The sequence below is a fragment of the Rhodoferax sp. GW822-FHT02D07 genome (genome assembly GCF_058802405.1).
This window is the reverse complement of sequence record NZ_JBXAOD010000007.1, coordinates 142,408-162,072: the sequence shown is the minus strand read 5'-3', so window position 1 is coordinate 162,072 and position 19,665 is coordinate 142,408. Positions and strand designations below refer to the sequence as shown.

Annotated in this window: 14 protein-coding genes, 2 tRNA genes and 3 rRNA genes; 4 read left to right on the top strand and 15 right to left on the bottom strand. The window is 60.4% G+C overall.

The genetic code is table 11. From position 1 onward, the window contains the following. Positions 1 to 23 precede the first annotated feature (23 nt). On the bottom strand, positions 24 to 458 hold the full coding sequence (locus AC1RNN_RS16100; RefSeq protein ID WP_493090139.1) for a MerR family transcriptional regulator: 435 nt from the start codon (positions 456 to 458) through the stop codon (positions 24 to 26). A gap of 104 nt (positions 459 to 562) precedes the next feature. Between AC1RNN_RS16100 and AC1RNN_RS16095 the strand changes: the two genes are divergently transcribed. The 3 genes from AC1RNN_RS16095 (at position 563) to AC1RNN_RS16085 (ending at position 3,625) form a co-directional block, all read left to right on the top strand. Beyond that, the gene (locus AC1RNN_RS16095) at positions 563 to 1,615 is read left to right on the top strand and encodes an MBL fold metallo-hydrolase (protein WP_493090140.1); all 1,053 of its coding nucleotides are present in this window, start codon (positions 563 to 565) and stop codon (positions 1,613 to 1,615) included. A gap of 78 nt (positions 1,616 to 1,693) precedes the next feature. Then, positions 1,694 to 2,902 carry an MFS transporter gene (locus AC1RNN_RS16090; protein WP_493090324.1) on the top strand — a complete coding sequence of 403 codons (1,209 nt, stop codon included), beginning with the start codon at positions 1,694 to 1,696 and terminating at the stop codon, positions 2,900 to 2,902. Between the two features lie 27 nt (positions 2,903 to 2,929). Beyond that, complete coding sequence (locus AC1RNN_RS16085; RefSeq protein ID WP_493090141.1) at positions 2,930 to 3,625, top strand: glutathione binding-like protein; 696 nt, start codon at positions 2,930 to 2,932, stop codon at positions 3,623 to 3,625. Positions 3,626 to 3,686: 61 nt separating this feature from the next. On the opposite strand, the gene AC1RNN_RS16080 is transcribed toward AC1RNN_RS16085, so the two are convergent. The 9 genes from AC1RNN_RS16080 to AC1RNN_RS16040 all read right to left on the bottom strand — a co-directional run bounded on the left by AC1RNN_RS16080 (position 3,687) and on the right by AC1RNN_RS16040 (position 13,138). After that, the gene (locus AC1RNN_RS16080; RefSeq protein ID WP_493137467.1) at positions 3,687 to 4,403 is read right to left on the bottom strand and encodes a hypothetical protein; all 717 of its coding nucleotides are present in this window, start codon (positions 4,401 to 4,403) and stop codon (positions 3,687 to 3,689) included. Between the two features lie 104 nt (positions 4,404 to 4,507). Next, positions 4,508 to 5,422 carry a M48 family metallopeptidase gene (locus AC1RNN_RS16075; RefSeq protein WP_493090143.1) on the bottom strand — a complete coding sequence of 305 codons (915 nt, stop codon included), beginning with the start codon at positions 5,420 to 5,422 and terminating at the stop codon, positions 4,508 to 4,510. A gap of 2 nt (positions 5,423 to 5,424) precedes the next feature. Then, the gene (locus tag AC1RNN_RS16070; protein ID WP_493090326.1) at positions 5,425 to 6,168 is read right to left on the bottom strand and encodes a lysophospholipid acyltransferase family protein; all 744 of its coding nucleotides are present in this window, start codon (positions 6,166 to 6,168) and stop codon (positions 5,425 to 5,427) included. 53 nt (positions 6,169 to 6,221) lie between these two features. Next, entirely contained in the window at positions 6,222 to 6,770 is a 549-nt protein-coding gene (gene gmhB, locus AC1RNN_RS16065; RefSeq protein WP_493090144.1) for a D-glycero-beta-D-manno-heptose 1,7-bisphosphate 7-phosphatase, read from the bottom strand. 18 nt (positions 6,771 to 6,788) lie between these two features. Further along, positions 6,789 to 8,912: a glycine--tRNA ligase subunit beta gene (gene glyS / locus AC1RNN_RS16060; protein ID WP_493090145.1), complete on the bottom strand. Its 2,124-nt coding sequence runs from the start codon at positions 8,910 to 8,912 to the stop codon at positions 6,789 to 6,791. Positions 8,913 to 8,931: 19 nt separating this feature from the next. After that, positions 8,932 to 9,837 (bottom strand): glycine--tRNA ligase subunit alpha, encoded by a 906-nt coding sequence (gene glyQ, locus AC1RNN_RS16055; RefSeq protein WP_493090146.1) that lies wholly within the window; start codon positions 9,835 to 9,837, stop codon positions 8,932 to 8,934. Between the two features lie 81 nt (positions 9,838 to 9,918). Continuing rightward, on the bottom strand, positions 9,919 to 11,394 hold the full coding sequence (lnt, locus tag AC1RNN_RS16050; RefSeq protein ID WP_493090147.1) for an apolipoprotein N-acyltransferase: 1,476 nt from the start codon (positions 11,392 to 11,394) through the stop codon (positions 9,919 to 9,921). A gap of 92 nt (positions 11,395 to 11,486) precedes the next feature. Further along, positions 11,487 to 12,359: a CorC family transporter gene (locus AC1RNN_RS16045; RefSeq protein WP_493090148.1), complete on the bottom strand. Its 873-nt coding sequence runs from the start codon at positions 12,357 to 12,359 to the stop codon at positions 11,487 to 11,489. A gap of 56 nt (positions 12,360 to 12,415) precedes the next feature. Further along, on the bottom strand, positions 12,416 to 13,138 hold the full coding sequence (locus tag AC1RNN_RS16040) for a GNAT family N-acetyltransferase (RefSeq protein ID WP_493090149.1): 723 nt from the start codon (positions 13,136 to 13,138) through the stop codon (positions 12,416 to 12,418). Between the two features lie 112 nt (positions 13,139 to 13,250). Here AC1RNN_RS16040 and AC1RNN_RS16035 point away from each other — a divergent pair, with 112 nt between their 5' ends. Further along, positions 13,251 to 14,000, top strand: a complete 750-nt coding sequence (locus AC1RNN_RS16035; RefSeq protein ID WP_493090150.1) for an FFLEELY motif protein — start codon at positions 13,251 to 13,253, stop codon at positions 13,998 to 14,000. Between the two features lie 98 nt (positions 14,001 to 14,098). Here the strand turns inward: AC1RNN_RS16035 and rrf are convergent. The 5 genes from rrf to AC1RNN_RS16010 all read right to left on the bottom strand — a co-directional run bounded on the left by rrf (position 14,099) and on the right by AC1RNN_RS16010 (position 19,405). After that, a 5S ribosomal RNA gene (rrf, locus tag AC1RNN_RS16030) occupies positions 14,099 to 14,211 on the bottom strand. A gap of 144 nt (positions 14,212 to 14,355) precedes the next feature. Then, positions 14,356 to 17,233, bottom strand: a 23S ribosomal RNA gene (locus tag AC1RNN_RS16025). A 364-nt stretch (positions 17,234 to 17,597) separates the two neighbouring features. Further along, positions 17,598 to 17,673, bottom strand: a tRNA-Ala gene (locus AC1RNN_RS16020). Between the two features lie 24 nt (positions 17,674 to 17,697). After that, positions 17,698 to 17,774: transfer RNA gene (locus tag AC1RNN_RS16015), tRNA-Ile, on the bottom strand. 96 nt (positions 17,775 to 17,870) lie between these two features. Continuing rightward, positions 17,871 to 19,405: ribosomal RNA gene (locus AC1RNN_RS16010) — 16S ribosomal RNA — on the bottom strand. Together the 16S, 23S and 5S rRNA genes with 2 tRNA genes alongside form the textbook arrangement of a ribosomal RNA operon. Between the last annotated feature and the right edge of the window lie 260 nt (positions 19,406 to 19,665).

Sequence of the window (19,665 nt, the reverse complement as noted above, 5' to 3'; positions counted from 1 at the left end):
CGTTATGGTGTTGTTGTGGCCGCTCAGGCGGCCTTTTTGGTGGCGGCTTTGGCAGTAGGCTTGCCGGCCTTGGCTTCACTGGCGGCCAGCAGGGCGCGGGCCTCGCGCTGGTGCACCTTGATCTCGTCTAGATTGGCCTGCAGCTCGGCCATCTGCTCTTCCACCTGCTTGCGATGCTCGGACAGCACGTCCAGAAACTTCTTGAGCTGCGCGCCCGTGTCGCGCGGGCTGTCGTACATCTCGATGATGTCCCGCGCCTCGGTCAAGCTCAGGCCCAGGCGCTTGGCACGCAGGGTCAGCTTCAGGCGGGTACGATCACGCCCGCTGTACACGCGGTTGCGTCCGCCCGGGCCGGTGCGCTCGGGCTGCAACAGGCCTAGGTCTTCGTAGAAGCGGATGGCGCGGGTGGTCAGGTCAAACTCACGGGCCAGATCGCTGATGCTGTAGGTGGTGCTCATGGTGCGGTAAAGGTGGCGACAGGGCAGACAGAGGTTGGCTGTCTACAATGCCCAAAGTTGACGTTTACGTAAACGTCAATTATGAAGCAAAACGATTAGGGCCTATGAACGAACTGGAACAGCGCCTGCACTACCCCCTGGGCGACGCCCTGCCCGAGAGCGGCCGCAGCATCACGGTGGCTCCCGGTATCAAGTGGATCCGCATGGCCCTGCCCTTTGCGCTCAACCACATCAACCTCTGGCTGCTGCGCGACGAAATCGACGGCGTGGCGGGCTGGAGCGTGGTGGACACCTGCATCCACCGCGACGAGGCCAAGGCGCAGTGGGAAGACATCTTCGCCCACGAGCTGGAAGGCCTGCCCATCCTTCGCGTCATCGTCACCCACATGCACCCGGACCATATTGGCATGGCGCACTGGTTGTGCCAGCGCTGGAACGCGCCCCTGTGGATCAGCGGTCTGGACTACCAGGTGGCGCGCCTGGCCTGCCTGGCGCCCACCAGCTTTGGCGGCGCGCGCACGGCCGCCTTCTTCGCGCAGCACGGGCTCAACGACGAAGAGACGCAGGCCAAACTCCTAAACCGGCGCGACTACTTCACCACGCTGGTGCCCTCGGTGCCCGACGAGTACCACCGCCTGCTGGACGGCCGAACCCTACGCATTGGTACCAACACCTGGCGCTGCATCAGCGGCTACGGCCACGCGCCCGAGCACATGGCGCTGTGCTGCGAAGCCCTGGGCGTGCTGATAGGCGGCGACATGATGCTGCCGCGCATCTCCACCAACGTGAGCGTCTACGAATCCGAACCCGAGGCGAACGCGCTGGCGCTGTTTCTGGACTCCATCGACAAGTTCTCGCCCCTGCCCGAATCCACACTGGTACTGCCCGCGCACGGCAAGCCCTTCACAGGCCTGCACGAACGCATCCGGCAGCTGCACGACCACCACCGCGCCCATCTGGACAAGGTGCTGGACGCCTGCCGCCAGAAGCCCTGCAGCGCGGCGGACATCATCCCCGTGCTGTTCACCCGCGCCATGGACTTCCACCAGACCACCTTCGCGCTGGGCGAGTCTGTGGCCCACCTGCACGCGCTCTGGTACGCGGGGCACCTGAAACGCACCCGCGGTGCCGACGGGGTTTTGCGCTTCGCGGCCTAGTTACAAAACCAGAACGCTGCTGCGCGGCGCGGCGCCGCAGCGCCAGAGCCTTGGTTCGCCGCTACAGTGCAGACCATGCTGCGTTCCCACCATCTGCTGTTCTACGGCTCCCTGCTGCTCTCCCGACTGGCCGATCAGGTGCTGCTCTTTCTGGTACCCCTCGTGGTCTACCAGCGCACCGGCAGCGCCGCCTGGACGGGTGTGGCTTTTTTTGTGGAGACACTGGCGCGCTTTCTGGCCTGCCCGGTCTGCGGCGTGCTCAGTGACCGGCACCCGCCGCTGCGCCTGCTGCGCCAGAGCCAAACGCTGCGCGCGCTGAGCTGTGGCGCCGGCCTGGTGGCGGGTTTCACGCTGGGCGAAGAGGCCGGACTGGTATCGCTGGTGCTGGTTTCGGCGGTCTGCGGCGTTTTCACCATCCAGGGCGTGATGGCGCGCGAGGTGCTGCTGCCCCACCTCTTCCCCGGCGAGCGCTTTGAGCGCGTGCTGGCCCATGCGCAACTGGCCGACCAGCTGGGCATGGTGGCGGGCCCGGCCATCGCCGCCGCCGCGCTGGCCCTCTGGCCCTGGCAGGGCGTGCTGGGCTGCAGCGCCCTGCTCTTTGTGCTGGCCGACGCGGGGCTGATCTGGTGGCAGCGCAACCATACCGCGCCGCTGCCCCAGGGCCACCACACGCCCGGCGAAAGCCTGTGGGTACCGCTGGGCACGGCGCTGCGCCACATCCTGCACCTGCCCGGCCTCAAGCCCCTGATTGCGCTGGCCGCCGGCGTGAACTTGGTGGTGGGCGTGACGCAGGCCACCGCCGCGGCCATGATGACCGGCCTGCTGGCACAGAGCGATGCGGCCTATGCGCAGCTGCAGACGGCGGGCGCCGTGGTCACCGTGCTGGTGCTGGCCTGGGTGGCGCGCGTGCACTGGCGCGGCCACGCGCTGGGCGTGTGGTCTTACACGCTGCTGCTGGTGGGCGGGCTGATGACGGCATGGGCCGTGCACCCGGCGGTCTACGCGCTGGGCTTTCTGCTGATCACCGGCTTTGACAAGATGTTCAGCGTCTATATCCGCGCGGGCCGCCAACGCATCATCCCGCCGGCCGACTTTGGCAAGACCAGCGGCGTCATCGTCCTGCTCAACAACCTGACCCAGCCGCTGGCCGGCCTGGCGGTGGGCCTGGGCGCCCACGGCGCCGACGCACGCGACGTGATTACTGCGCTGGTGCTGGCCATGGCACTCATAGGCGCTAGCACCGTCTGGATGGGCCGTGCCGCTGCAGGTGCATCGCAAAACCGCTAAGGTGCCCAGCACCACAAGGAGACCCCCATGATTGACCTGTACTACTGGACCACGCCCAACGGCCACAAGATCACCATGTTCCTGGAAGAGGCCGGCCTGCCCTACCAGCTGCACACCATCAACATCGGCCGCGGTGAGCAGTTCCAGCCCGAGTTTCTGGCTATCGCCCCCAACAACCGCATTCCCGCCATCGTGGACCAGACGCCTGCCGACGGCGGAGCGCCGGTTCCGCTGTTCGAATCCGGCGCCATCCTGCTCTACCTGGCCGACAAGATAGGCCGCTTCATCCCGCAGGACCTGCGCGGCCGCAATGTGGCGCTGCAATGGCTGTTCTGGCAAATGGGTGGCCTGGGTCCCATGGCCGGGCAAAACCACCACTTCAACCAGTACGCGCCCGAGAAGCTGCCCTACGCCATGGAGCGCTATACCAAGGAAACCGCCCGCCTCTACGGCGTGCTCAACAAGCACCTGAGCGACGGCCGCCAGTACATTGCGGGCGACTACAGCATTGCCGACATGGCCAGCTACCCCTGGATCGTTCCCTACGAGCGCCAGGGCCAGAAGCTCGAAGACTTCCCCTTTCTTGCCGCCTGGTTCGCCCGCGTGGCGGCCCGCCCCGCAACGGTCAAGGCCTATGCGATCGCCGAAGGCATCAAGAACCCGGGTATGGACGAAGCGGCCAAGAAGATCCTGTTTGGGCAGGATGCGAGCACGGTGCGCTGAGAACGACCGTTCAGGCACAAAAAAGCACCCTCGGGTGCTTTTTTTGTGGGCAGTGACCGCTTCAGTCGGCAGCCAGCAGCGTCTGGATCGGGGCAACGCCGTCAAATGCATCCTGCGGCTTGGAGAAAGCAATGGCCTTGCTCACGCCATCTTGCAGTTGCTTGGCCCAGGCCACGATCTTGTCGAAAGATTGCTTCTTCTTGGGGTCCGCCGCAATGGCGCCAGCGCTCCAGTCCGCAGCCGTAGTAGCCGGGAAACCCAGTTTGGCCGGATTCAGTACCATGATGAGGTCGTAAAGACGCCAGCTAGACTGGGAATTGCGGACCCTGATGACCAACAGCGTGATCACGTCCGATTGCAGCTTCGCAACTTGGGGATTGATGGTCAGGCAGTTGTCGATGCGACCCGAAGCCTTGTTCAGCATGAAGAGATGGGTGGAACTCGGGCCGCACAAATCCGCGGAAAAATAACCCTCGGTTCTGGCTATGCCCATGGACGTCGTGACATACATCTCGGCAAAGAAATCACCATCCTGAGGGCTGCTGACGGCGGTGCTAAGAATCCGCACATCTAAGTTGTTGTTGTCCGCCTTGTGCTCCATCACATACCAAGTTCGCCCACCGGTGTAGAACGGGTAGCCTCCCGCAGTGCTTCCGCTGGGCAGCTCGGAGTATTGGGTGATCTTGCCCGGGTTGCCATTGGGAAACAGTTCTTCTGCCCCCGCCATGTGGGCCACGAGTGCCAGCAAAACGGCGGACGCGCGTATCCAGTGCTTCATCTTTCCTCCCTGTATTTTGTAAGTAGATGCAAGCAGGAATTTATCAGACCCAAGGCGGGCTTCCGACGTTCTCGCGCGAATATCTGTAATGCGGCGCGCAACCCTCACCATTGCGGAATCGCCGGGTCCTTGAGGCTGCCGCGCAACTCCGCGTAGTCGGGCACCACGGAGCGCACGGTATCCCAGAAGCGGGGGCTGTGGTCCATGACGCGCAGGTGGCTGAGTTCATGGGCCACCACGTAGTCGATGACAGCGAGGCGGAAGTGGATGAGGCGCCAGTTCAGGCGGATGGAGCCGTCCGACTTGGCGCTGCCCCAACGGGTACCGGCGTTGCTCAGGCTCAGCTTGGTCCAGCGCACCTGAAGCTGTGGCGCGAAATGGTCCAGCCGCTGCACAAACAGGGCCTTGGCCTGGCGCATGAGCCAGGCCTGTACCGCGTCGCGGATCTGCTCGGGCGTGGCCGTCTGCGGCAGGGCCACGCGCAGCGACCGCACGCCGCCAACATCCCGCTCCGCGTCCAGATGCCCGCCCTTGGCGACAAAGTGGTGGCCCGCATCCAGCGCAATGCGTACGGTGTCGCCCAGATAAGGGAATTCGGCACCATCACGCCAAACCACCTGGGTTTCCTGCTGCCGGGCCTGGCGCTCGCGCCCCTCGGCCAGCTTGCGCAGAATCCAGTCCGCCTTTTCCCGCAACGCGGCATCCACCTCGTACAACGGCGTCCAGCGCGGCGCGCGCACGCTCAGACCTTCGGGCCCCACTGCGAAGCCAATGGTGCGGCGCTTGCCGCGTGCGAAGGCGTAGGCAACGACGGCGTCACGGAGCCGAACCTCGCGGTTGGCCTTGGGGTGGGTGTAGTGCGCCGGGTCTATGGCCTGGTGCAGCGGCTGGCCCGCCACATAGGGTTGGCTGGGCTGCGGATTCGCTATCTTTTTAGGAGCTGCTTGCGCACTGTTGACGGAGGCTGGAGCCTCAAAAGGCTCAAAGAGATCGAGGGTGTAGCGCAGCAGCGGGTGCACGGCTATTGGACGGCCAGGTAGGCCTCGGGGTCCAGGCGGCGCATTTCGGACTCGATCCAGGCCTGCACCTCGTCCATCAGCTCTTTGGGGTCGCGCCCCTCGCTGGGGATAGGCTTGCCGATGGAGACTTCCACCACGCCGGGGGTCTTGATGAAGGCTTTGCGCGGCCAGCACTTTGCCGAAGTGACCGCCACGGGAATCACGGGCGCCCCGGTAGCCACGGCCAGACGGGTGCCACCGAGCTTGTAGTTGCCCTGCTGCCCGCGCGGGATGCGCGTGCCTTCAGGAAACATGATGATCCAGATGCCTTGAGCCAGCAGGCGCTTGCCCTGCTCCACCACCTTGGCGAAGGATTCCGCGCGCTGGCTGCGGTCGATGTGGATCATGTCCAGCCGGCCCATGGCCCAGCCGAAGAAGGGCACCATCAGCAGCTCCTTCTTGAACACATAGGCCAGCGGGTGCGGCATCAGTGTGGGCATGAGGAAGGTTTCCAGCGTGGACTGGTGCTTGACCAGCAGAATGGCCGGCGCCGTATCGCCCGTGGGCAGGTTCTCCCAGCCAATCACGTGCGTGCGAATACCCAGCAGCACGCGTGCACCGCCAATGGCCCAACCCAGCCAACGCACCGCCATCCACCACAGCGCCTTGCCGCGCACGCGGATGGACGCCACCAGCATGATGATGGCCCACGGAATCACAGTCACCAACATCCACAGCATGTGCAGGCACGATCGCACAACCGCCACCACCCAATTGGGCTTGCGCGGCGCCGGTAGCACGGGGGTCGGAGGCATGCCGCTCATGCCTGGGCCACCAGGTAGTCGGCAAAGGCAGCCAAATCCTCATGCACCGTGGTGCCGGGCGGAAAGCTGTCGGGCAATTCGCGCCCGCGGTAAGCGGCGGCCTTGCCAGTCAGCACCAGATGCGGCACACAGCCCACGGCCGCCCCGGCAATCAGGTCGCGCGCCGAGTCGCCTACCGTGGGCAGGCCTTTGAGTTCCACGCCAAAGCGCTCGCCGATCTGCTCGAACAGGCCCGGCTCGGGCTTGCGGCAGCGACATTGCTCATCCGGTGCATGCGGGCAGTAGAAGATGGCGTCGATCTTGCCGCCCTTGGCTGCCAGCATGGTGTGCATCTTGGCGTGCATGGCGTTGAGCGCCACCACGTCGAACAAACCCCGCCCCAGACCGCTCTGGTTGGTGGCCACCACCACATGCCAGCCCGCGTGATTGAGCTTGGCAATCGCCTCCAGCGCGCCCGGCAGCGGCCGCCACTCGTTGGGCGACTTGACGAACTCGGCACTGTCTTCGTTGATGGTGCCGTCGCGGTCGAGGATGATGAGCTTCATGGTGGATGGGCCCCAGTGTCAGGCAGCCAATTTCGACAGGTCAGCAACACGGTTCATGGCGGCGTGCAGTGTTGCCAGCAAGCCCAGGCGGTTGGCCTTGAGCGCAGGGTCTTCGGCATTCACCATGACGCCGTCAAAGAAGGCATCCACCGGCGCCTTGAGCACCGCCAGCACCTGCAGATTGCCGGTGTAATTGCCACTAGCCCACGCAGAATCTGCGACAGGCGCTACGGTTTTCAGAGCATCGGCCAGCGCCTTCTCGGCGGCTTCCTGCAGCAGGGCGTCGTTCACCTTGGCCTCCACCACACCATCCGCCTTCTTCAGGATGTTGCCCACGCGCTTGTTGGCAGCAGCCAAGGCCGGGGCTTCGGGCAACGCGGCAAAGGCACGCACGGCGGCGAGGCGCTTGGCCACATCGCCCAGGCGCTGCGGACGCAGGGCCAGCACGGCCTCCACTTCCTGTGCGCTGTAGCCCTGCTCGCGCAGGGAGCCGGCCAGACGGTCGAACATGAACTCCACCAATGCGGCAGAGGCATCGGTGATCTTGTCGCCAAAGGCCGGCGCGGCGGCTTGCACCAGTGCGGCCACGTCCAGCGGCAAATCCTTCTCCGTCAGCATGCGGATCACACCCAGCGCATGGCGGCGCAGCGCAAACGGGTCCTTGTCGCCCGTGGGCAGGTTACCAATGCCGAACATGCCGACCAGGGTTTCCAGCTTGTCCGCCAGAGCCACGACCACGCCCACGTCATTGCGCGGCAGGCCGTCGCCCGCAAAGCGGGGCTTGTAGTGGTCTTCAATGGCGTTGGCAACGATCTCGCCCAAACCATCGTTGAGCGCGTAGTAACCACCCATGATGCCTTGCAGCTCAGGGAACTCACCCACCATGTCGGTCAACAGGTCGGTCTTGGCCAGTTGCGCGGCCAGGTCGGCCTGCGCCACCAGCACGGCGTCGCCCAGCTGGGCCGCAATTGCCTTGGCAATGGCACGCACGCGTTCGACGCGTTCGCCCTGGGTGCCGAGCTTGTTGTGGTAGACCACCTTGGCCAGGGCATCCACGCGTGAGGCCAGGGTCTTCTTGCGGTCCTGGTCAAAGAAAAACTTGGCGTCGGCCAAGCGCGGGCGCACCACACGCTCGTTGCCGCCAATCACCAGACTGGCGTCGGCCGGCTGGATGTTACTGACGACCAGGAACTTGTTGGTGAGCTTGCCTGCAGCGTCCAGCAACGGGAAGTACTTCTGGTTGGCCTTCATCGTGAGGATCAGGCACTCCTGCGGCACGTCGAGGAACTGCTCTTCGAATGCGCAGATCAGCACATTGGGGCGTTCCACCAGCGCCGTCACTTCATCCAGCAGCGCATCGTCGTCAATCGGCTTGCAACCGCCGCCCACCTTGGCGGCCGCAGCAGCCAGCTGGCGCGCGATTTCGGCACGGCGCTCGGCAAAGCTGGCGATCACGGCGCCGTCGCGCAGCAGCGTTGCTGCATAGCTGTCTGCGTCCTGCAACTGCACGGGCGACACGGCCGCTTCAAAGCGGTGGCCCTGCGTGCTGCTGCCGGCCTGCAAGCCCAGCGCCTGCACCGGCACCACGTCCGCGCCATGCAGGGCCACGAGGCCGTGCGCGGGGCGCACAAAGCTCACGCTACTCCAGCCCGGCAACTCGCAGCCAGTTTCCAGCTGGTAGGTCATGACCTTGGGGATGGGCAGCTTGGCGATGCTGTCGCCCAGCGCCTTCTGCAGGCCCTCGGCCAGCGTCGCGCCCTTGACGGTGCTTTCGAAAAACAGGGCCTCGGCCTTGCCATCGGGTGCGCGCGTGAGGCCAGCCACAGCGGAGGCATCGGCCCCGAGCGCCTGCAGCTTCTTGAGCAGCGCGGGCGTGGCATTGCCACTGGCGTCCAGGCCCACGGCCACGGGCATGAGCTTTTGCGACACGGCCTTGTCAGCCGCCTGCGCAGCCACACCCGTCACGTGCACAGCCAGGCGGCGCGGCGAGGCAAACGGTGTCACAACCGCATCGGCGGCAGCCAGGCCCTGGGCCTTGAGGCTGTCCGCCAGCACACCGGCAAAGGATTCACCCAGCTTCTTGAGCGCCTTGGGCGGCAGCTCTTCCACAAACAGTTCTACGAGAAGGTTCTTCGTTGTCATTCTTGTGCTCTCCGTGCGCTTACGCGGCCTTCTTCGTCATCTGTTCCACCCACTCGCGCGGCGCCATGGGGAAGCCCAGGCGCTCACGGCTGTCGTAGTAGCTCTGTGCCACGGTGCGCGCCAGGTTGCGGATGCGGCCAATGTAGGCTGCCCGCTCGGTCACGCTGATCGCGCCGCGCGCGTCCAGCAGGTTGAAGCTGTGCGCACACTTGAGGACCTGCTCGTAGGCCGGCAGCGCCAGCTGCGCTTCGATCAGGTGCTTGGCCTGCTTTTCGTGCGCGTTGAAGGCCGTGAACAGGAAGTCCGCGTCGCTGTGCTCGAAGTTGTAGGTGGACTGCTCCACCTCGTTTTGGTGGTAGACGTCGCCATAGCTCATGGTGTCGGTCCACTTCAGGTTGTAGACGTTGTCCACGCCCTGCAGGTACATGGCCAGGCGCTCCAGACCGTAGGTGATCTCGCCCGTGGCGGGCTTGCAATCAATGCCCCCCACTTGCTGGAAGTAGGTGAACTGTGTCACTTCCATGCCGTTGAGCCAGACTTCCCAGCCCAGGCCCCAGGCGCCCAGCGTGGGATTTTCCCAGTCGTCTTCCACAAAGCGGATGTCGTTTTTCTTCAGGTCAAAGCCCAGCGCTTCGAGCGAGCCCAGGTAGAGCTCCAGGATGTTGGCCGGCGCGGGCTTGAGGACCACCTGGTACTGGTAGTAGTGCTGTAGGCGGTTGGGGTTCTCGCCGTAGCGGCCGTCCTTGGGGCGGCGGCTGGGCTGCACATAGGCGGCCTTCCAGGGCTCGGGGCCGATGGCGCGCAGAAAAGTGGCGGTGTGCGATGTACCCGCGCCCACTTCCATGTCATAGGGCTGCAACAGGGCGCAGCCTTGCTTGTCCCAGTAAGACTGCAGGGTAAGAATGATTTGCTGAAAAGTAAGCATGGTGTGTGGGCCTGCGCAGCAGCGCGCGGCGGCCGGGAACGTTCGTTCGAGTAAACCCCGCATTTTACGGGGCAGCGGGCCTCAGTCGGGGCGACGGCCCAAGCGCCATGCGGCCCCGGCCAGCAAGAGGCACAGACCCCATAGCGGCCAGAGCCCGAAGCGCGCCGCCCACCAGGCATAGGGGGTGATGCCGCTGCGCCCCTGCACTTCGCCGACCAGCACGCCACGGGTACGCGGCGGCAGGGACTTTTGCACCACAGCCGCATGGTCGAGGATGGCCGTGGCCCCCGTGTTGGTGGCCCGCACAAAGGGGCGCTGGAACTCCAGCGCCCGGGCGCGCGAGATGTTGAGATGCTGGTCCAGCGCAATGGAGTCGTTGAACCAGCCCAGGTTGCTCACATTGGCAAACACCGTGGGAGCCTGCGAGGCGTCCAGAAACCGGCTGGCCAGTTCTTCGCCATACAAGTCTTCGTAGCAAATATTGGCCGCCACACGCTCACTCTTCACTGGCAAGGACGGCTGGCCCAGCGGGCCGCGGTTGAAGTCCCCCAGCGGGATGTTCATCATGCGTGTGAACCACTTGAACAGCGGCGGAATGAATTCGCCGAAAGGCACGAGGTGATGCTTGTCATAGCGCCAGGGCGTCGTCAGCCCAGGGGCCAAGCCCAGTACGGAGTTGGTATAGCCCTCGGTATAGCTGCCCAACGGAGTGCCGATGATGGCGGAGCTGGAGCCCCGGCCAAAGCGCTGCTCCAGCGCCTGCCAGTACCCCTGCGGGAGTTGCTGCGGCAGCAGGGGCACAGCGGTTTCCGGCGCGACCACCAGATCGCTGGCGCTGGCCCGCAATTGCTCCGCATACCACTGCAGGGCCAGGGGCACGCCGCTGCCGGTCTCGAACTTCTCGTCTTGGGGAATATTGCCTTGCAACAGGGTCACGCCCAACTGCCCCGTAGGCTGAGTCCAGCTGTTCCATACCGAAGGCACGGCTATGGGCACGCATACCAGCAACAAGGCCAGCACCGCCCCGCCCCAGGCGCGCCGTGCGGGCAACAGGGCCAAGCCGGCGGCGGCAAGCGCTGCCAGCAGGCCCACGCCGTAGCTACCCAGCAGAGGCAGATAGGCGGCCAGCGGGCCGTCCAGGTGGGCATAGCCCACGGCGCCCCAGCCAAATCCCGTGAGCCAGGTGCCCCGGGCCAGTTCGGCCATGGTCCACAGCGCCGCAAAGCCCAGGGCCAGCACCAGCGGATGGCCCCGGCGCACGCGCCAGAACATCCATCCGGCCAGCGCGTAGTACAGACCCAGCGCAGCAGCCAGGGCCACGATAGCCAGCACGGCCAGCCAGGCCGGCAAGCCGCCATAGGTGTGGATGGCAATGAAAAGCCACCAGAAGGTGGAGCTGAGCCAGACGGTGGAAAAGCCCCAGGCCAGTGTCAGCGCAGCACGGCCCGTTGGAGCACACGCAAGCACCAGCACCAAGCCGGCCAACGCAATCACCTGCAACCACCACAGCGTGGCACCACGCGCAAATGCAAAGCCGAATGGCCATGCAACGCTCATGGATAGTGCGCAAGCAGCTACGGAAACGATAGCAAATTGCCACTGCGGCACGGACGCAGCAGGCGTCCGCAGGGCGGGCAAGGCGCTCCAGCTCACTCCGCGACGGGATCCGCGGCGGGCGACACCTTGAACCACTTCACGGCGCCACCCTTGGTATGCAAGACCACGAAGTCCAGTCCACCCAGGCTATGGCGCTCGCCGCGCTTGGGAACATGCCCCATCTCGTGTGCAATCAAACCGCCAATGGTGTCGAAGTGGTCTTCGGGGTCCGAGCCAGCCAGCGTCACCGTGAACGCATCATTCACCCGCTCCAGCGGTGTATCGCCGCTCACGCGGTAGGTGCGGTCGGCCAGGGCAAAGATGTCCCCGGCGTCCTCTGCGATGTCGAATTCGTCCTCGATCTCGCCAACGATCTGCTCCAGCACGTCCTCGATCGTGATCAAACCCGCCACACGGCCGAATTCGTCAATCACGATGGCTAGGTGGTTGCGGTTGCCGCGGAACTCGCGCAGCAGGTCATTGAGCCCCTTGGATTCGGGAATGAACACGGCCGGACGCAGCAGCGCGCGGATGTTGAGCTCGGGCGCACGCTGCAGCTTGAGCAGATCCTTGGCCATGAGGATGCCAATGATGTTTTCGCGTTCGCCGTCAAACACCGGAAAGCGCGAGTGCGCCGTATCAATCACCGTATTGAGCAGCGATTCCAGCGGCTCCTGGATGTTGAGTAGATCCATGCGCGGTGCCGGCACCATCACATCCCCTGCCGTCATGTCCGCCATGCGGATCACGCCCTCCAGCATCACACGGGATTCCGCGCCAATGATGTTGTTGTCTTCCGCCTCGGCCAGCGTCTCGATCAGCTCGGCAGTGGAGTCCGGTCCAGGGTGGATGAACTCGGCGATTTTCTGGAGGAAGGTTCGCTTGTCTTCTTTGTCGGACAGGCGCGCAGGATGGGGATCAGACACTCGTGTGGGGCATTGCTGCCGTGGTTGCGAAGCGCTAAGGATAGCGGATTTGCGTGTCAGGGCGAACTGCGGCGGTTGGCATCAATCACGCCGCGCCGGATTTCCTGCAGATCGGCCAGAAAACCCCAGAAACTCTTGGCCTGGGATTTGAGCCGGTAATCAGTTTGTGCGATCTGCTCTTCAATCATTTCAGTCACACGCGAGTCCAGCGTCGCCGGCGGCAAGCGCAAATAGGCCTCCGACTCCGTGCCGTCGCGCTCCACGCGCGCGCCAGCGTTGCGTGCGATCTTCAACATCGCAGCGTTTTCGCTCAACGCGTGGATGAACATCAGGCTCACACCATCATTGCTCGCGTGCATGGCCGCACGGTCGAAAAGACGGGCCCCATAGCCGCGTCCACGTGCAGAGGGCAGAACAGACACACCGAACTCCGCACAACTGTCGTGCCGCGCGTCGCGGGCGTAGGCCAGATGTGCCACGGCGATCAATTCAAGGCGGCGGTTGTAGATGCCGAAGATCTCGTCGCGCTCAAAATCCAGCGAATCCACGTAGCGCTGAATCTGGTCGTCGTTGGTCCAGTGCCCGAAACGCAGGTAACGGTCTTGCGGTGTCAATGCGAGCAAATGCTCTGCGATCCGCCCTCGATGGTTTTCACCCAGCGACCGTATAGGCACGAGCGCCGGCGCAGTCCAAAGCTCCGGCTCACGCTCCGCCGGCGGACGCAAAAACTCCCGTCCGGCCTCCAGAGAAGCCCTGATCAGGGTCTTTGTATCCAACATACCGTTAATATAAGGGTTTTCCCTAGGTTATTCACCCCAAAAGCGTGAGCACTGTGGTGAATTGGCCGCGCGACCCCGTGTATGGTGTCTGCTTGCACTTTGCCCTCCAGCCATGGACGCCGCCCAAACCATACGCCAATCCCTGTCCCATGTCAGCGCTTTGCGCGCCCAGATCAACGCGTCGCCAGCGATCCGGCAAAGCTTGCTGGCCATCAAACAGTTCCAGGCACGCCGCTTCGCTGGTACTTACCGGGACTTGCTGGAGTCCGATGTGTTCGCCGCACCAACGCGCTTCTTCCTGGAGGAGCTCTATGGAGAGCGGGATTTCTCTGAAAGAGACGCGCAATTCGCGCGCATCGCCGGGGCGCTGCAGACCTTCTTTCCCATCCAGGTTGTAGAAACCGCCACTGCGCTGGCCCAATTGCACGCCATGACCGAGTCCCTCGATCTCGAAATGGCACACCGATGCCGAAACGTATCCCAGGCGAACGGCCCTGATCAAGCCCTGTCTTGCGCCCAATATCTCAATGCATGGCGGAAAGTTGGGGCTCCTGCCCAACGCAAGCAACAGCTGGCCGCCGTTCTGGCCATGGGGCGGGACCTCGAGCGGCTGACACGCACAAAAGGTCTCCGCATGAGTCTGCGCCTGATGCGAGGACCTGCAAAGGCCGCCGGCCTCGGCGCACTGCAGGTCTTCCTGGAGGCCGGCTTTGACACTTTTGCCAGCATGGGGAGCAAAGCAACGCCGGAGTTTCTTGCACGCATTCAGCAGCGCGAGGGCATGTGGATTGAAACCTTATTTACTGCGGCATTCGAAGAGGCTGAGACGGCGCTAAAGCGCTGCATGTCCCTCAGATCCTGAAACGCTCATCATTCAAGCCCAATGTATCGGCCTCAGAAATTTGCGTTTCGAAAATAAAAAAGCCCCACCTAAACAGGTGGGGCTTTCCGGCTGTAATAGCCTGACGATGACCTACTTTCACACGGGGATCCGCACTATCATCGGCGCTGACTCGTTTCACTGTCCTGTTCGGGATGGGAAGGAGTGGTACCAAGTCGCTATGATCGTCAGGCATAACTTGTTGTCACCTTGACTGGGTCAAGGTGACCAATTTATAGAGCTAATCAGCTTGTCTGTTACGACGACCGCCCATTGCTGGGGGCTATTTGAATGCGTCAACTTGGCATAACTTCCTTGATCTGACGATCAAAGTTATAGGGTCAAGCCGCACGAGCAATTAGTATCAGTTAGCTTAACGCATTACTGCGCTTCCACACCTGACCTATCAACGTCCTGGTCTTGAACGACTCTTTAGGGGGCTCAAGGCCCCGGCAGATCTCATCTTGAAACGAGTTTCCCGCTTAGATGCTTTCAGCGGTTATCTCTTCCACACTTAGCTACTCGGCAATGCCACTGGCGTGACAACCGATACACCAGAGGTGTGTCCACTCCGGTCCTCTCGTACTAGGAGCAGGCTTCCTCAAATCTGCAGCGCCCACGGAAGATAGGGACCAAACTGTCTCACGACGTTTTAAACCCAGCTCACGTACCTCTTTAAATGGCGAACAGCCATACCCTTGGGACCGGCTACAGCCCCAGGACGAGACGAGCCGACATCGAGGTGCCAAACACCGCCGTCGATATGAACTCTTGGGCGGTATCAGCCTGTTATCCCCAGAGTACCTTTTATCCGTTGAGCGATGGCCCTTCCATACAGAACCACCGGATCACTATGTCCTGCTTTCGCATCTGCTCGACTTGTCAGTCTCGCAGTTAAGCACGCTTATGCCATTGCACTATCGTCACGATGTCCGACCGTAACTAGCGTACCTTCGAACTCCTCCGTTACGCTTTGGGAGGAGACCGCCCCAGTCAAACTGCCTACCATGCACTGTCCCCGATCCAGATAATGGACCTAGGTTAGAACCTCAAACACACCAGGGTGGTATTTCAACGTTGGCTCCATAAGATCTAGCGACCCTACTTCAAAGCCTCCCACCTATCCTACACAGATCTGTTCAAAGTCCAATACAAAGCTACAGTAAAGGTTCATGGGGTCTTTCCGTCTTTCCGCGGGGAGATTGCATCATCACAAACATTTCAACTTCGCTGAGTCTCGGGAGGAGACAGTGTGGCCATCGTTACGCCATTCGTGCAGGTCGGAACTTACCCGACAAGGAATTTCGCTACCTTAGGACCGTTATAGTTACGGCCGCCGTTTACTGGGACTTCAATCAAGAGCTTGCACCCCATCATTTAATCTTCCAGCACCGGGCAGGCGTCACACCCTATACGTCCACTTTCGTGTTTGCAGAGTGCTGTGTTTTTAATAAACAGTCGCAGCCACCGATTTTTTGCAACCTCATTGGGCTCCATCCGCGAGGGACTTCACCTACTAAAGGCACACCTTCTTCCGAAGTTACGGTGTCAATTTGCCGAGTTCCTTCTCCCGAGTTCTCTCAAGCGCCTTAGAATACTCATCTCGCGCACCAGTGTCGGTTTGCGGTACGGTCGTGTGTAGCTGAAGCTTAGTGGCTTTTCCTGGAAGCAGGGTATCACTCACTTCGGCAGCAAGCTGCCTCGTTATCACTCCTCATCTAAGCCCGGCGGATTTGCCTACCAGGCACGACTACAAGCTTGAACCAACATGTCCAACAGTTGGCTGAGTTAACCTTCTCCGTCCCCACATCGCACTACACATCGGTACAGGAATATTGACCTGTTTCCCATCAGCTACGCATCTCTGCCTCGCCTTAGGGGCCGACTCACTCTACGCCGATGAACGTTGCGTAGAAAACCTTGCGCTTACGGCGAGGGGGCTTTTCACCCCCTTTAACGCTACTCATGTCAGCATTCGCACTTCTGATACCTCCAGCACGCTTTACAACGCACCTTCACAGGCTTACAGAACGCTCTCCTACCACTTGCAATAAATTGCAAATCCGCAGCTTCGGTAACTGGCTTAGCCCCGTTACATCTTCCGCGCAGGACGACTCGATCAGTGAGCTATTACGCTTTCTTTAAATGATGGCTGCTTCTAAGCCAACATCCTGACTGTTTTAGCCTTCCCACTTCGTTTCCCACTTAGCCAATTTTAGGGACCTTAGCTGGCGGTCTGGGTTGTTTCCCTCTTGAGTCCGGACGTTAGCACCCGGTGCTCTGTCTCCCAAGCTGTACTCTGCGGTATTCGGAGTTTGCATTGGTTTGGTAAGTCGCCATGACCCCCTAGCCAAAACAGTGCTCTACCCCCGCAGGTAATACTTGAGGCACTACCTAAATAGTTTTCGGAGAGAACCAGCTATTTCCAAGTTTGTTTAGCCTTTCACCCCTATCCACAGCTCATCCGCTAGTTTTGCAACACTAGTCGGTTCGGACCTCCAGTACCTGTTACGGCACCTTCATCCTGGCCATGGATAGATCACTTGGTTTCGGGTCTACACCCAGCGACTAGACGCCCTATTCGGACTCGATTTCTCTACGGCTTCCCTATTCGGTTAACCTTGCCACTGAATGTAAGTCGCTGACCCATTATACAAAAGGTACGCAGTCACCCTTGCGGGCTCCTACTTTTTGTAAGCATGCGGTTTCAGGATCTATTTCACTCCCCTCCCGGGGTTCTTTTCGCCTTTCCCTCACGGTACTAGTTCACTATCGGTCAATGATGAGTATTTAGCCTTGGAGGATGGTCCCCCCATATTCAGACAGGATTTCTCGTGTCCCGCCCTACTTTTCGCAAGCTCAGTACCACACAGGTCATTTCACGTACGGGGCTATCACCCGCTATGGCCAGCATTTCCAGGCTGTTCCGTTATGTCTTGTGCTATTACTTGCAGGCTTCTCCGATTTCGCTCGCCACTACTTTCGGAATCTCGGTTGATGTCTTTTCCTCGAGCTACTGAGATGTTTCAGTTCACCCGGTTCGCCTCGCATACCTATGTATTCAGTATGCGATACCCCTAAGGGTGGGTTTCCCCATTCGGAAATCTCCGGATCAAAGCTAATTTGCCAGCTCCCCGAAGCTTATCGCAGGCTATCACGTCCTTCGTCGCCTATCATTGCCAAGGCATCCACCACATGCTCTTATTCACTTGACCCTATAACTTTGACGTTTCTTGCGAAACCCCTCGGTCATCTTCAAGGAATATTGCCAGGTCTTTCACCTAGCGCGTTATGCCGTATTCAATTTAACTTGAATAACTCGAATTCAAACGTGAAGTTTGATATTCATTTTGACGCAATCAAATATGTTGCTAACCACTGCTTAAGGCACGGTACGCACTAAACCTTTACGAATGTGCGCTTTCCTTAAACAGCTTTGATTGTTAGCAACGCTGATTAAACTCTATAAATTGTTAAAGAACAGCCGATTGATCAAGAGATCCTGATCAACAACAAAGCAGCCTCTGCATTCCGAAGAATTTGAAGCAGCTTTGGTGTTGACTAATAAGTATCGTTGAATGGTGGAGGATGACGGGATCGAACCGACGACCCCCTGCTTGCAAAGCAGGTGCTCTCCCAGCTGAGCTAATCCCCCAAGGCCAATTGCTATTGGACGGGATGGTGGGTCTGGTTGGTCTCGAACCAACGACCCCCGCCTTATCAAGACGGTGCTCTAACCAACTGAGCTACAGACCCAAGCCGGTCACTTTTGACCAAGCAAGCCTGATCGTTAGCGACAACCTTCCAACAACCGATAAGTGTGAGCGTTCAAATTAAGCTGCAGTTTTCCAGAAAGGAGGTGATCCAGCCGCACCTTCCGATACGGCTACCTTGTTACGACTTCACCCCAGTCACGAACCCTGCCGTGGTAATCGCCCTCCTTACGGTTAGGCTAACTACTTCTGGCAGAACCCGCTCCCATGGTGTGACGGGCGGTGTGTACAAGACCCGGGAACGTATTCACCGCGACATTCTGATCCGCGATTACTAGCGATTCCGACTTCACGCAGTCGAGTTGCAGACTGCGATCCGGACTACGACTGGCTTTATGGGATTAGCTCCCCCTCGCGGGTTGGCAACCCTCTGTACCAGCCATTGTATGACGTGTGTAGCCCCACCTATAAGGGCCATGAGGACTTGACGTCATCCCCACCTTCCTCCGGTTTGTCACCGGCAGTCTCATTAGAGTGCTCAACTGAATGTAGCAACTAATGACAAGGGTTGCGCTCGTTGCGGGACTTAACCCAACATCTCACGACACGAGCTGACGACAGCCATGCAGCACCTGTGTTACGGCTCTCTTTCGAGCACTAAGCCATCTCTGGCGAATTCCGTACATGTCAAAGGTGGGTAAGGTTTTTCGCGTTGCATCGAATTAAACCACATCATCCACCGCTTGTGCGGGTCCCCGTCAATTCCTTTGAGTTTCAACCTTGCGGCCGTACTCCCCAGGCGGTCAACTTCACGCGTTAGCTTCGTTACTGAGTCAGTGAAGACCCAACAACCAGTTGACATCGTTTAGGGCGTGGACTACCAGGGTATCTAATCCTGTTTGCTCCCCACGCTTTCGTGCATGAGCGTCAGTACAGGTCCAGGGGATTGCCTTCGCCATCGGTGTTCCTCCGCATATCTACGCATTTCACTGCTACACGCGGAATTCCATCCCCCTCTACCGTACTCTAGCTATGCAGTCACAAATGCAGGTCCCAGGTTGAGCCCGGGGATTTCACATCTGTCTTACATAACCGCCTGCGCACGCTTTACGCCCAGTAATTCCGATTAACGCTCGCACCCTACGTATTACCGCGGCTGCTGGCACGTAGTTAGCCGGTGCTTATTCTTACGGTACCGTCATTAGCAAACTGTATTAGAGCTCACCGTTTCGTTCCGTACAAAAGCAGTTTACAACCCGAAGGCCTTCATCCTGCACGCGGCATTGCTGGATCAGGCTTGCGCCCATTGTCCAAAATTCCCCACTGCTGCCTCCCGTAGGAGTCTGGACCGTGTCTCAGTTCCAGTGTGGCTGGTCGTCCTCTCAGACCAGCTACAGATCGTCGCCTTGGTGAGCCTTTACCTCACCAACTAGCTAATCTGATATCGGCCGCTCCAATCGCGCGAGGTCTTGCGATCCCCCGCTTTCATCCATAGATCGTATGCGGTATTAGCACAGCTTTCGCTGCGTTATCCCCCACGACTGGGCACGTTCCGATATATTACTCACCCGTTCGCCACTCGCCACCAGGATTGCTCCCGTGCTGCCGTTCGACTTGCATGTGTAAGGCATGCCGCCAGCGTTCAATCTGAGCCAGGATCAAACTCTATAGTTCGATCTTGAATTTTTCGCTCTTTCGAGCAACTCATAAATTGGAATCGACGTGAATATTTTCTTTGACAAAAACATCACATCTTTTTAATTCATGAGCGTTTAAAGTCTTGCGACTTAGTTCCAAAGAACTTGGCAACTACCTTCAAACGCCCACGCTTATCGGCTGTAAATTTTTAATGATCCGAAACAATTTTTACCTTGTTTCGCCTGCCTTGCTGCGATCAGCGAAGCCTTGAATTATGACACACTTTTTAGTGCATC

Bases quoted from the DNA above. Each gene is read 5' to 3' on its own strand.
- AC1RNN_RS16100 (WP_493090139.1), bottom strand. From the start codon at position 458: ATGAGCACCACCTACAGCATCAGCGATCTGGCCCGTGAGTTTGACCTG.
- AC1RNN_RS16095 (WP_493090140.1), top strand. From the start codon at position 563: ATGAACGAACTGGAACAGCGCCTGCACTACCCCCTGGGCGACGCCCTG.
- AC1RNN_RS16085 (WP_493090141.1), top strand. From the start codon at position 2,930: ATGATTGACCTGTACTACTGGACCACGCCCAACGGCCACAAGATCACC.
- AC1RNN_RS16080 (WP_493137467.1), bottom strand. From the start codon at position 4,403: ATGAAGCACTGGATACGCGCGTCCGCCGTTTTGCTGGCACTCGTGGCC.
- gmhB (WP_493090144.1), bottom strand. From the start codon at position 6,770: ATGAAGCTCATCATCCTCGACCGCGACGGCACCATCAACGAAGACAGT.
- glyS (WP_493090145.1), bottom strand. From the start codon at position 8,912: ATGACAACGAAGAACCTTCTCGTAGAACTGTTTGTGGAAGAGCTGCCG.
- glyQ (WP_493090146.1), bottom strand. From the start codon at position 9,837: ATGCTTACTTTTCAGCAAATCATTCTTACCCTGCAGTCTTACTGGGAC.
- lnt (WP_493090147.1), bottom strand. From the start codon at position 11,394: ATGAGCGTTGCATGGCCATTCGGCTTTGCATTTGCGCGTGGTGCCACG.
- AC1RNN_RS16040 (WP_493090149.1), bottom strand. From the start codon at position 13,138: ATGTTGGATACAAAGACCCTGATCAGGGCTTCTCTGGAGGCCGGACGG.
- AC1RNN_RS16035 (WP_493090150.1), top strand. From the start codon at position 13,251: ATGGACGCCGCCCAAACCATACGCCAATCCCTGTCCCATGTCAGCGCT.